Genomic DNA, 13,328 nt, shown 5'->3' on the forward strand with positions numbered 1-13,328 from the left:
CCGGGGAAAGCGTACCCAATAGGTATATAAGGAGTCCAGGGTTTCGTTTGTATTATTATGCTCAATAGAATAAAGCGCTTAATCGAATCCATAGAAGCCCTCAAAATCGGACTGGGCTGGTGGCTGGTCTGCTTCGCCTCGGTCATCGCCGTGCGCAACTTCCTCGAAGGCGCCCTGGAAAGCCCCAAGACCGTCGGTTGCGAGGCCGACCCTTATATGGCCATCGCCATATTCTTCGGCCACTTCTCGCTGCTCTACGTCAGCCAGTTCCTGCTCGTGGCCGTCATCCTGGCCCTGGCCGCCGGCGAACGCATCGAACGCGTCTCCAAGACCGTCGTCGCCTTCTGGTTCATCTGGTTCCCGCCCCTGTTCGACTTCATCTGGTCGTCCGGCCGCGGCTATGAACTGGTCTACGCCCACACCCTCGAAAACATCTGGGCATTCTTCGTGCACTGCGCCGACCCGCGGCCCGATATGGGCGTGGCCGCGCCGCCCGGCATCAGGGTCGAATTCGTCATCGCCTCGCTGCTGGTCTTCATCTATATCCTGGCCAAGACCCGGAGCATCATCCGTCCGCTCATCGGCACGCTCCTCTTCTACGGCTCGCTCATCTTCTACGTCTTCGGCTTTCCGGCCCTGGTCGCCTACGCCTGGCACGCCATCTTCCCCAACCTGCCGACGGCCGAAGCCGGCACGCCCGTCTTTGACCAATTATATTACACCCAGAACCTGCTGCCCACCTGCGCCCACGCCATCAGCCTGCTCTATCTGGTTGTCACCATCGTCGGGCTGTTGGCCTGGTATTTCCTCTACGACCGCCAAAAATGCCTGGCCCTGCTCCGGAACATCCGGCTGACCCGGTGCGTCCACTTCTGCGGACTGGTAGTGCTCGGAATATGGTTGGCTACCCAAACCCAATCAGGCGCCTTCGGCCATCCGCTCGATTACCTGGCCGGCGCCTCGCTCTGCCTGGCAATCTTCTTCGCATTCCAGGCCATGGTCGTGGCCAACGACATCATCGACCTCCAGGCCGACCGCATCTCCAACCCCAACCGGCCCCTGGCCGCGGGCGCTGTCCCGCCGGACGAATACCGGGCCGCCGGCTGGATATATTTCCTGCTGTCGCTCGGCCTGGCCTTCAACGTCTCCATCACCGCTATGTTCATCATCCTCTTCTTCGACGCCCTGTATCTGTTATATTCCGCGCCGCCGCTCCGGCTCAAGCGCTTCTTCCCGCTTAATATGCTGGTCATCGGCGTCAACAGCCTGGTGGCCGTCTGGCTGGGCTACTCCATCCTGGGCGGAACCAAGACCCTGGACCGGCTCCCGTCCGAATTCACCATGCTGGTGCCGCTGGTATTTTTCCTGGGCGCCAACATCATCACCATCAAGGACGCCGAAGCCGACCGGGCCGACCGGGTCTGGACACTGCCGACGCTTCTTGGGGAACGCTGGGGCCGGCGCGTCATCGGGCTGATGGCCCTGGCCTCGTTCCTGCTCGTGCCCTGGATGCTCGGCCTGGACTCGCTCTGGCCCTGGGCCGGACTCTTCGGCATCCTGGCCGCCCTGATAGTGCTCTGGCCCAAATGGCGCGAATGGCTCTTCTTCCTCAACTATTTTATCTACGCTATAATCGCTATATTGCTATATTCCACACGCTAGCCCAACAGTCCATAGTCTACGGTCTCCTTTGCTTCCCTGTGCCTTAAGAGCCGGTTTGAACCATCTTTCTTTATCCTTGACATAGGGCTGAATATTATTAATATCACCCCAAAATAGCATTGTTCAATCCATCATGGAGAATATCATGAGGTTTTACGCCCTGCTGACCGTCTTTTTATTGTCCCTGCCCGTAATAGCCGATCAGGCGCCGGGAAGCGCGGACGACAAATTAACCTTGATTAAAAGCGTCAAGCTGGCCGCGGAAAATAACCGGCAGATAAAACAGGGCCAGCAGATGGTCCTGGGCGCCGAGGCAAAAATGGGCGAATCGCAAAGTTACCGCTATCCCCACCTGCAATTGGACGCCAATTATTACCGGTTGAATAATATCCCCGAGTTTTCCATCCCGGGAATGGGCGCGTTCAGGATGGGTATCGCCGACAATTACAGTTATAAAGCAACGGTCTCGCAGGCGCTGTTTGCCTGGGGCAAGATTTCCAACGGCATCGCCCTGAGCCGGACCGAACTGGAAATATCCCGGCAAATCGCGGCCCTGACCGAACGGGAAATCACCTACGCCGTCATCCGGGTCTTTTACCAACTGCTCGCCACACAGGAAGCCGTCAAGGTGGTTGATGACAACATCAGCCTGCTGGAACAGCGCCTTAAAATGATGAAACAGAAATACCAGGCCGGCGAGATATCCGATTTTGATATCCTTTCAACCGAGGTGCAGATAAGTTCGGCCGGAGGCCAGAGACTGGATATGCTCAACGGATTGAACAAGTTACAGATGCAGTTCAACCTGATTCTGGTGCGTCCGGTAAATAGCGCAGTCATCCTTGACGGCGCGCTTGTCTACAATCGGATAAACGTGGATGAACGGACCGCCGTCGCCGGAGCGCTGGCAAACCGCATAGAAGCCCGGCAGATCCAGGACAAGGAAAAAATGGCGCAGTTGCAGAAGGACCTGGCCGCCGCGGGCAACCGGCCGAACCTGAACGCCTTCGGCAGTTGGGAACTTAAAAACGGCTACCTGGCCGATTTAGACTCTTATAAAGGCGCCTGGACTTTCGGGTTGACGCTGAGTTTTCCCGTATTTGACGGGTTCAAAAGCCGTTCGCAGGTGCGGCAGGCAGACGCCAACTTAAACGCCATCCGCCTGGAATATGAACAACAGCGCCAGGTTATCGAGACCGAGGTCAAGCAGGCCCTGCTTGACATCCAGTCCGCCTGGCAGAAAATAGAAATCGGCAAGCTGACCGTGACCCAGGCCGAGATGGCGCTCCGGATCGCCGAAGAGCGTTACGGTAAAGGGCTGATTGACGCGCTGGATTTGCTCAACGCCCAAACGGTCTTGACCGGCGCCAGGTTAAACCTGCTCCAGTCCGCTTATAATTTCAACCTCAGCAAATATAACCTGGAAAAAGTAACGGGCAACGAGTTCGGCATCGGGAATTAGGAGGATATAAAATATCATGAAAAGAACAATCATCGGTTTTTTATTGGCGGCCCTGATGGTTTCAGCCGCCTGCGGACGGCAGGACGCCGCCAACGGCAAGGACACCGACAAGGTCTTCCCGGTCGAGGTCGGCACCGTCAAACAAGTCGAGTGGGTCGATGAAATCACCACCTACGGAACCGTTAAAGCGCCCGACAAAGTGGACATTTTCCCGCGCATCTCGGGTAAATTAGTCAGCCTGCTGGCCAAAGAAGAACAGGCCGTACAGGTCGGCCAGGTTGTGGCCGTCATGGAACGCGATGAAATCGGGCTGAACTTCAAACCGCAGGAAATCAAATCCACCGTGGCCGGCCGGGTGGAATCCGTTTACTTCAAAGAAGGCGCCAAGGTCAACGAGATGTCGCCGCTTATGTCCGTTTCCAGGATGACCGAATTGAAACTGGTCGTTAACCTCTTTGAGACCGATTTATCCCGGGTCAAACCGGGGCAGGAATCAATCATCACCCTGGACGCCCTGCCCGATAAGCAATTCCGCGGCAAGGTCAGCCTGGTCAAGCCGACGCTGGACGCACTGAGCAGCAAGGGCGAGGTGGAAATAATGCTGGACGGAAATTACCCGGAAATAATGTCCGGGATGTTCGGCCGGGCCGGTATCATCACCGGACGCCGGACCGCCCTGACCATCACGCCCGAAGCCTTTAAAAAGGTCTCCGGTAAAAACGCCGTCTATGTCGTCGAAAACAACCTGGCCCGCCTGGCCTTCATAGAAATCGGCTCCCAGAAGCCGGATATGATAGAGGTCAGGTCCGGCTTAAGCGCCGGGCAGACGGTCATAACATTTGTTTCGGATGAAATCAAAGACGGCGCGTCCGTAAAAATATTGGGAGCCCAAAAATGACCATCACGGAAATAGCCATACGCCGGCCGGTGTTCCTGCTGATGATAATCAGCGTTTTCATCATCTTCGGACTGATTTCGCTCAGCCGGATCGGCGTCTCTTTCATCCCCAGCGTTGATTTCCCCATGATCGCCGTCACGGCCGTTTACCCCGGCGCCGGGCCGGAAGAAATCGAGACCTCCATCACCAAGCCGGTCGAAGAAGGCATCAGCACCATCAACGGACTCAAAAATATCCAGTCCTGGTCTATGGAAGGCCTGTCCATGGTTTTGCTGGAATTCCAGCTCAATATCGACGGCAACAACGCCCGGATGGACGTCCAGAAAAAAATAGATGAGCTCAAGTTCGTATTCCCGCAAGGCGTGGAGAACCCCATCGTGGCCAAGTGGGACTTCAGCGCCCTGCCCATCATGAACCTGGCCATAACCTCGGACCGGAGGCCGCTGGACGAGCTTTATTTCATAATAGACAAGCAGGTGAAAAACCGCCTGCAGCAGATAGAGGGCGTGGCCGATATCAGCATCACCGGCCAGAAAGAACGCCAGATTAATATCACCGTCGACCCGGACCGGCTGGCCCAATACGGGCTGTCCATCCTGGACGTGGTCGATACCCTCCGGATGCATAACCTCGATGTGCCGGCCGGGCTGATCGAGACCAAGAGCCGCGAATTCAGCACCCGGCTCAACGGCCGTTTCCTGACCGTGCACGACATCCGCCAAGCCTCAATATTCACACCCACGGGCAAGGAAATACGCCTTGAGAATGTCGCCAAGGTGGAAGACGGCTTCAAAAAACAGACCAGCTTCAGCCGCGTTAACGGCCAACCCTGCCTGGGTATCTCAATCATCCAACAGCCCGGCTCCAACAGCGTCCGCATCACCAAATTGGTCAAAAAAGAACTGGCCGGCCTGAGGACCAAGCTTCCCAATGATATAAATTTCATCATTGCTTACGAGCAGGCCACCTTTACCGTCGATTCAATCAACGAGGTGCGCAACAACCTGCTCGAAGCCATCCTCCTGACCGGCATAATCATCTTCATATTCCTTTATAACATCCGCAACACCATAATCGTGTTGCTGGCCATACCCACCTCGCTCATAGCCACCTTCTCGCTCTTATATTATGTCGGGTTTACCATTAATATGATTTCGCTCATGGGCCTGGCCATGACCGTTGGAATACTGGTGGACGATTCCATTGTCGTATTGGAAAACACCGACCGGCATTTTAAGATGGGCAAAAACCCCTTCCGGGCCGCGCTGGACGGCCGGACCGAAATCGGGCTGGCCGCCATCGCCATCACCCTGACCGACGTGGCCGTCTTTATCCCGCTGGCCTTTATGGGCGGCATCATCGGCCGCTTCTTCGCCCAGTTCGGGCTGACCATCACCTTCGCCGTCCTGTTCTCGCTTTTCATCTCATTTACCCTGACCCCGATGCTGGCCTCGCGCTGGTTAAGGCATAGGGCTGATGAAGGGCTGGATGAGCACAAGAGCCGGATAATGGAGATACTCAGGAAAAACTACGCCCTGATAATCAACTGGGCGCTGGGGCACCGTAAAACCGTGGTCGGCCTTACGGCCGTCATATTTGCAATCAGTATGTCGCTGGTGCCGCTCGGACTGGTCGGCACCGAATTCTTCACCGCCGTCGACCAGCACGTGCTTATGGTCGAGATGGAAACCCCGGCCGGCACCTCGCTGGAAAAGACCGACAGCCTCTGCAAAGTCCTGGAATCCAGGATTGCCGCCATGCCCGAGGTGGAGTCATACTTCTCCAGTATGGGGTCTTCATCGGCGCAGATTTCCTTCAACACCGGCAGCCAGAAGGCCCAGATGAAACTCAACCTGCGCTCAGGCAAAGGCTCACGCCCGACCAATGACGTGGCCAACGACATCCGCAAGATGGCCGGCCAAATCCCCGGTATCATCATGAGAGCCTACCCGCCCGACTTCCTCTCCGGCGGCGAGAGCATCCTGCCTATCCAGATAGAAGTCTTCGGCGCCGAACCGCGCGATTTTGAAAACGCTTCCGAGCAGATTATGGAAGCCATAAAGAAGGTTCCGGGCATTGTCGAGGTCTCCTCCAGCTGGAAAAAAGGCAAGCCGGAAATCAAGGCCGACATAGACCGGGTCAAATGCGCCGCCCTGGGCATCCCGGCCGCCCTGGTGGGCCAAACCCTGCGCACCAGCATTGACGGCGATATCTCAAACAAATACAAACAGTCCGACCGCGAATACGATATGATGGTCGTTTTACCGGACAGCCGCAAGGCCAACATCAACGACATCTCCAAAATCCAGATTAAGACCCTGTCCGGCCGGATGACCGAGCTGGCCCAGGTGACCCGTATTTACCAGGATTTTGGGCCGACCGAAATACGCCGTAAAAACCACAGCCGCCAATTCACGGTCCAGGCCAATATCGTTAACCGGACCAGCGGCGAGGCGGCCGCTGAAATCAAGAAAATCGTGGCCGGACTGCCCCTGCCGGCCAGCATCACCGGATTCAATATGGGCGGTGAAGCCGAGATAATGGACGAATCATTCTACAACCTGATACTGGCCCTGTTCCTGGCCATCGTTTTCGTCTACATGATTATGGCCTCGCTGTTCGAATCATTCATACACCCGTTCATCATAATGTTCTCCATACCCATCACCGCCATCGGCGCTATTCTCGGATTGATTATCACCGGCAAAACCCTCAATGTCATGTCCATGATCGGCCTGGTCATGCTGGTCGGGCTGGTGGTCCATAACGCCATATTGCTGGTTGATTACACCAACACCCTGAAGCAGCCCCCCATACCATTTTGCCGTTTTTGGCTTTTTTCTGTTGTCCTAATCTCTTCTGGTCAGCCTCATTATAACTCGTTACAATTACTAATGTTACAATAAAATACTTGTGGAATACTTTCTTATCGGGCCATTTTCAAACTTACCATTATTCCCAAAAGTGGTATGAAAATGGTATGAAAAATTATTTTCATCACAAACCCAAATTATCCAACCTTGACAATCTTAAATACTACTAAGTTAAAAAAGAAGCGTCAAGAAGAATAAAATTTATAAAAACTTCGTTAACTCGAACCCAATTGCTACATTACAAATCCATAGCGATTAAATCATGTTAAAATCTAACGTACTTGCTATCTTCTTCGCTCACATATAAATCGCGTAGTAATACCTGAATCATTAATACGATGTTTATCAATCCATTTAGCTATTTCATCTCGATCAAATCTAATCCTCCGCCCAATTTTTATAAATGGAATTTCTCTGCGACAAATCATTTGATAAACACCCCAAACACTAACATTAATAATATCAGAAATTTCCCTTACTTTATATAACTTCAGATCATCCCTTTCGGTTTTCATAATAGTTATTAAGTACCTCCTATTTAAAAAATGTTTTCACAACGCCCTAACTATCTCAAACTTAGATGATTTTCGGGAATGTTTTAATGTCAACACCTCCTTGTATGGTTTATTTCCGGGCTATTTGGTTGCGCGGATTTTATTAGCCCTTTCTTCGACCTTCTTGGCGTCACCGGCCTTGCCGGTTTTTTTGTAGAGTTCAGCCATACCTTCTAATATAGTAGCTACATCAGCGTGGTCTTTTCCCAGGACTTTTTCCCTAATTTCCAGCGCTCGTTTGTAAAGCGGTTCGGCCTGGGTGTATTTGCCCTGGGACTGGTAAAGCTTGGCCAGATTGTTCAGGGTGCTGGCCACATCGGCGTGGTCTTTGCCCAGCTCTTTTTCCTGGATGGCCAGCACCCGTTTGTAGAGCGGCTCGGCCTGGGGATATTTGTTGAGGGATTGGTAAAGGTCGGCCAGGATGTTGAGGGGAACGACCATATTGGGATGTTCCGGGCCGAAGGTCTTTTCCTGAATGGCCAGTGCCCGTTTGTAAAACGGTTCGGCCTGGCCGGTTTTGCCCTGGGCTTTGTTAAGCTCGGCCAGGTTGTTGAGAGGCGTGACTATGTCCGGATGGTCCGGGCCGAAGAATTTTTCATAGGTCGCCAGCGATTTTTCTAAAAACGGTTTGGCATCCTTGTAGTTTTTCTGGCCGCTGTAGGCTTCACCCAAGGTGTTGAGCGAGACGGCGATATCGGGATGGTTTTGCCGTTTCAATATCTTTTCCCTTATGGCCAAGGCCTCTTTGCCAAGCGGCTCGGCTTCTTTGGACCTACCTTGCTTTATGTAAATCTCGGCCAGCATGTCAAGCGATGTTATCCGGTCATTGTTTTTAGGGCCAAAAGCCTTATCCCTGATAAACAACCCGCGCTTGCAAAACGACTCGGCTTCCTGGTATTTGCCCTGTTTTAAATAGAGTTCGGCGGCGGTATTCAATATATAGGCCATGTTAGGGTCGGATTTTCCCCAGGTGCTTTCCATCTCGGTCAAGGCTTTATTAAGAACCGTCTCGGCTTCGGTGAGTTTATTTTGTTTGATGCAAACCCTGGCCAGGTGGTGCGATGAAAGAAGCACTTTGGGGTGATTTTTTTCGCAGGTTTTTTCCGATACGTCCAGCGCCTGCCGGCAGAATTGCTCGGCATCGGCATATTTACCTTGTCTCCGGTAAAGCCGACCGAGGTTGGTAAGTATGCCCACTCCGTAGGGACTCTCTGCCCCTAATGTTTTTCTGTAAATCACCAGGGCCTGTTTGTAAAGCTGTTCGGCTTCTTTATAGTTGCCGCGGTCTTCGTAAGCGATGGCCTGATTGTTCATCTGTGAGCCGACTTCGGCGCTGTCCTTCCCAAATGCTTTTTCGCATATAGCCCGGGCCCGACTGGCAAATGACTTAGCTTTTTCGTCTTTATCCTGGTCTATATAAAACCCGGCCAACGAATCCAGAGCGCTGGCGACCTTGGGATGTTCCGGGCCAAAGGCTTTTTCCCTGATGGCCAGCGCCCGATTGTATAATGGCTCGGCCTCGTCATACCTACCCTGATCCTTATAAAGTTCCGCCAAATTGCACAGTGCGCTTGAAACTTTAATATCGTCCGGGCCATTGACTTTTTTCAGTAAAGCCAGCGCCTGTTTGTAAAATTGCTCGGCCTCGTCATATTGGCACTGGGACGCATAAATAATGGCCAAGTTATTAAAAAAAGTCGCTATATCGGGATCGTCCGGCCCGTAGGCTTTTTCCTGTATTTTCAGGGCTCGCTTAAAAAGCTCTTTGGCCTCGTCGTATTTTCCCTGAGTTTTGTAAACCAGCCCCAGTTCGTTGAGGCTGTCGGCCACGGCGGGATGGTCCGGGCCAAAGGCTTTTTCCCTGATGGCCAAGGCCCGCTCGCAAAGCGGTTCGGCCTTGATATAGTTGCCCTCTGTTTGGTAAATCCAATCCAATCGTTTCAATGAATCCGCTACATTGGGGTGCTCCGGGCCGAAGGTCTCTTCGGCGATTTCCAGGGCTTCCTGGGCGACCTTGCGCGCTTCCGTATATTTACCTTCCTTATATAATGCATCGCTCTTTTCATTTAGCTGCTTCCAGACCACCTCTTGGGCATAAGCGGTTGCGGACAACAAACATAAGGCCACGATTAAGATTATTTTCGGAAATGTTTTCATATCAAGACCTCCTTGGAATAATAAGGCGGCCAGCTAATTCAGGCAATACTTTCTTTAACCTTTTCCCGCCGGGGGTGTCAAGGAAATGCCCAACTCGGCCACCGTCTTTCTTATATTGCTTTAGCAGGGTGTTCTTGTGGCATTAGTATGCCAAGGTTTTGCTCAAAAAAGTCGAATACTGACGAATACAGTCGAAGAAAAAGCTTAGATGATTGCTTGTAACTTATTGAACGTGGAATAATGGTGAAAAGTGTCGAAAGCGGCAGTTTTCAAGAGGTAAATCAGGGGGTACCATCAAAAGATTCCCTCTTATTAATCTGTTAAAATTATTTCAATTTTGGCAATATCCACTGGTAAACTTAAACAAAAATATTCTTACAAAGGAAATACCCCATGATTAAAAAATTCACGGTTATTATTATTTATATTATCGATTATCTTGTTGGTTGGAGTTCCTATTATGCCGTTTGGCTTATAGGCAAAAGCCGTAAACCGTTTTTCTCAGCAAAGAAACGAATAATTATGTTTATCGATCCTGATAATGCCTCAATTCATCTAGAATTGCAGCATTTGCGCGAAGAACTCATGCGGTTGAGATTCGCCAACAAAGTTATGCGGCAGGAATTGAACCGGGTTACGCAGAAGAAACCCTGTTTATGCAAAAAACTGGAGATAATCTACTTTAAACTCAGATTTGATGTACCATTGCTAAAAGTTGAAAACTACCTGCCCATCTCCAGAACAACAGTCATTAATTACCTGAACCAGCTTAAATCAGGCATCTCCAGCCTGGCATCACGCATAAGAAGTTATCATGCTTCGCCCAATCGCACGCCCGTCAGCATTGCCCATCTCATCTGGGAGATACACGATGATAATCCCCAATGGGGGCGTTGGAAAATAGCGTTGGCCATCCAAAAAATAGGCATCTATGTTTCACCATCTACGGTCCGGAATATCTTAAATTCGTCCCGGCGTGATTATCATAAACCGGATGAGAATTTTCCCGGAAAAGCCAGGACAATCAAAGGCCAACACCCAAATCATATCTGGAGCATTGATTTGACTACGGTATATGTTTGGTTTAAGCAGATATATATTCTGGCAATAATCGATCATTATTCAAGAAAGGCGGTAACGCTTGTTGCCACTTTCAATCCGACTGCCAGCTGGACGATTGATAAAGTTAATAAAACAATCCGGGCTTATGGAAAACCAACGCATCTGATTAGCGACCAAGGAAAACAATTTATTGCCGGAAATTTTATCGGATTTCTAAAAGATGAGGGCATTCATCACCGTTATGCGAATATAAGTCAAGACAACAGTAATAGCAAAGTGGAGCGGTTCTTCCTGTCATTGAAATATGAATTTTTAAATCTATTCTTATTCTTCTCTAAAAGCAGGGTCGATAAATTACTCGATGATTATTTGAAGCATTATAATGAATATCGTCCGCATGAAGCACTGGATGGACAGGTGCCGGACGAGATGTATTTTCATAAGGTGAACGACAAACCACAGAAAAACGCTAAGGCCATAAAAGGCGAGATTGAACGGATTGTATCAGGTGAAGGATTTTTAAAGGCGTATCAGCTGAAGAAGTCCGCCTGATAGTCAGGCAAGATTCAACAGTGGCATTCACGCTATAAGAGTAGTGTTGTTTGCTAGCGGTCAAACGGCATTATTTGAGTTTGAGATATCCCCTTTTCACTTCCGGGAGTAGTCATTAACGACTTTTCAGCTCTACTTAGCGATACAATTCACCCGATTTTGTTGGTCAAGATAAAGGTTAACAAGGACAATTGAGAAATGGGTGCTTCAGGGCCATAAATTATTTAAACAAATATAATATGAATCTATAGCAAATCAACAAGATTACGCAAGAAAAACTGGTCCGTTGAACCAATATCCCCTAGCATCCTACCGGGGATATCCCCCCTACTGAAAAAAGCTGAAAGTGCGTTTAATTCGTTTTAGCCCAGAAACCCTGTCAATTTTACCGTCCCTGATGTGTGTCGCATCTACAGATGCGTTTTAAGGTAATCAACGAACTATTTAACAAACACATATTATTTAGGCGTTTGTTCCTTGGGCTTATCGGGTTCTTTCGGCCAGGGATGGGTCTTGCGGTATTCCTTGGTCGGAATACCGACCGCCTTGGCTTCTTCATCCACTATAAAATTATTTACTTTATCAGACCAATATAAAAAAGATTTATTATCATTCCACCATTGCTTCCATTTTTTCGTTAGCGTATCCTCATTCTCATTTGAGAATAGTTGATCTGTTAACTGCTTTAGAGCAAATAAGGCTCCCGCACTTACAGTCGATTGTTTAAGTAAAAAACTCGCCCTCCCTTCCGAATCAGGAATAATCACCATATCTTGATCGTCTATCAAATCAATAATCGGTTTTAATGAAATTATCTCACTTTCCAACTTACCTAAACTTTCACAGGCATAATACCGTATAACCGGATCTGGGTCACTCAAGAAACCGTAAATTTTCGGGACCATCTCTTTGTCATCAAGATTACCTAAAGCCCTAATAATATATTTTCTCAGACGAAATTTTTCATGTAAAAATGGTCTTATAGAAGGCAATATACTTCTGTCACCCAATTCTCCCAAGGCAAGAATTACTTCTTCTTGAATTCCAGATTTTGTTTCGTTTATAAACGGCACAAGATAAAGAGCTATAGATTTGTCGCCTATTTTCCTAAGGGCACTGATGCTTTGCAACTTAATGTCCTCGTTTTGTGTATTAAGGGATTTTTGCAATCTTGGAATCGCTATCTTATTACCCATTAACCCTAAAGCCCACGCAGCATTCAATGACGATTGATCATCAGTACTAGAGAGAAGCTCTACCAGCTCTTTAATGGGAACATTGTCTTTCACCTCATAAAGCCTGAAAGCAATAACCCAAGCAACTACTATACTATTTTCCTTTTCCAATGCTTTTAACACAAAAGGAATCAAGGATTTCTCTTTAAACTTCTGGAATGCCATTAGAGCAGCTTGACGGTCCATGATATTTTCGCTTTCAAGTAACTTGGGTATTATTGGAATGACTTCCCTATCTTTTAATTTTAATAAAACTCTCATTGCCTGCCATCTAACTTGGTCTTCTTTGTCATTTAAAAGCGGTCTTATATCCGCAACAATTGCTTCATCTGAAATTTTGCTCAAAATATATAATGCATCCCGGCGCACGTACATATACTGATGTTTTAACAAGGGGAGCAAATAATCCTGAGCTTTTTTATCACCGATGCTAAGAATAGCATCTGTAGCAGTATCCCTGACTTTTTTATCCTCATCTAAGAGCAAGGTAACAAGATCTTCTATCGCCCCGGAATATTTCATTTCACCTAATGTTTTTACGGCAAGTATCCGGATATTCTCATTCCCATTATAAAGCATTTTTTGGAAAATTATTGCCGTGTCTTTTCGCTTAAGTGTCCTCAGCTCCATCAAAGCATCCAAACATATTTCAGAAGCACTACTTTCCAATCTTTGAACAAATAAATTATTTTTGAGCAGGTCTGGCGGCAAGAGGTCTTCTATGGACTTATCTTTTATGCCTAGTTCGGCCTCTTTTTTTGTTGGTTTGGGGTTAGATGAAGTATGCGGTTTTTCATCCTGGCCACAGGATATAAAATTCATCGAACCAAACCAGCATAGTATCGTTGCTACGCAACTAATACTAATCCATTT

Annotated in this window: 8 protein-coding genes; 5 read left to right on the forward strand and 3 right to left on the reverse strand. The window is 49.1% G+C overall.

Annotated features, from left to right (window positions below; translation table 11 throughout):
* Positions 1–57 precede the first annotated feature (57 nt).
* From WC980_04415 to WC980_04430, 4 genes are all read left to right on the forward strand, one after another.
* Positions 58–1,662, forward strand: a complete 1,605-nt coding sequence (locus WC980_04415; protein ID MFA5794293.1) for a UbiA family prenyltransferase — start codon at positions 58–60, stop codon at positions 1,660–1,662.
* Positions 1,663–1,795: 133 nt separating this feature from the next.
* Positions 1,796–3,124, forward strand: a complete 1,329-nt coding sequence (locus WC980_04420; protein MFA5794294.1) for a TolC family protein — start codon at positions 1,796–1,798, stop codon at positions 3,122–3,124.
* Between the two features lie 16 nt (positions 3,125–3,140).
* The gene (locus WC980_04425; protein ID MFA5794295.1) at positions 3,141–4,022 is read left to right on the forward strand and encodes an efflux RND transporter periplasmic adaptor subunit; all 882 of its coding nucleotides are present in this window, start codon (positions 3,141–3,143) and stop codon (positions 4,020–4,022) included.
* Positions 4,019–6,928: an efflux RND transporter permease subunit gene (locus tag WC980_04430; protein MFA5794296.1), complete on the forward strand. Its 2,910-nt coding sequence runs from the start codon at positions 4,019–4,021 to the stop codon at positions 6,926–6,928. Before WC980_04425 ends, WC980_04430 begins: the two co-directional genes overlap by 4 nt.
* 251 nt (positions 6,929–7,179) lie before the next feature.
* On the opposite strand, the gene WC980_04435 is transcribed toward WC980_04430, so the two are convergent.
* The gene (locus WC980_04435; protein MFA5794297.1) at positions 7,180–7,410 is read right to left on the reverse strand and encodes a helix-turn-helix domain-containing protein; all 231 of its coding nucleotides are present in this window, start codon (positions 7,408–7,410) and stop codon (positions 7,180–7,182) included.
* 120 nt (positions 7,411–7,530) lie between these two features.
* Positions 7,531–9,606 carry a tetratricopeptide repeat protein gene (locus WC980_04440; protein MFA5794298.1) on the reverse strand — a complete coding sequence of 692 codons (2,076 nt, stop codon included), beginning with the start codon at positions 9,604–9,606 and terminating at the stop codon, positions 7,531–7,533.
* A gap of 393 nt (positions 9,607–9,999) precedes the next feature.
* Between WC980_04440 and WC980_04445 the strand changes: the two genes are divergently transcribed.
* A complete protein-coding gene (locus WC980_04445) occupies positions 10,000–11,220 on the forward strand; it encodes a DDE-type integrase/transposase/recombinase (protein MFA5794299.1) in 1,221 nt (406 codons plus the stop codon).
* A 458-nt stretch (positions 11,221–11,678) separates the two neighbouring features.
* Here WC980_04445 and WC980_04450 read toward each other — a convergent pair whose 3' ends face one another.
* Positions 11,679–13,277 (reverse strand): HEAT repeat domain-containing protein, encoded by a 1,599-nt coding sequence (locus tag WC980_04450; GenBank protein MFA5794300.1) that lies wholly within the window; start codon positions 13,275–13,277, stop codon positions 11,679–11,681.
* Positions 13,278–13,328: the final 51 nt, after the last annotated feature.

Source organism: Candidatus Brocadiia bacterium, assembly GCA_041658285.1.
Lineage (GTDB): Bacteria > Planctomycetota > MHYJ01 > JACQXL01 > JACQXL01 > JBBAAP01.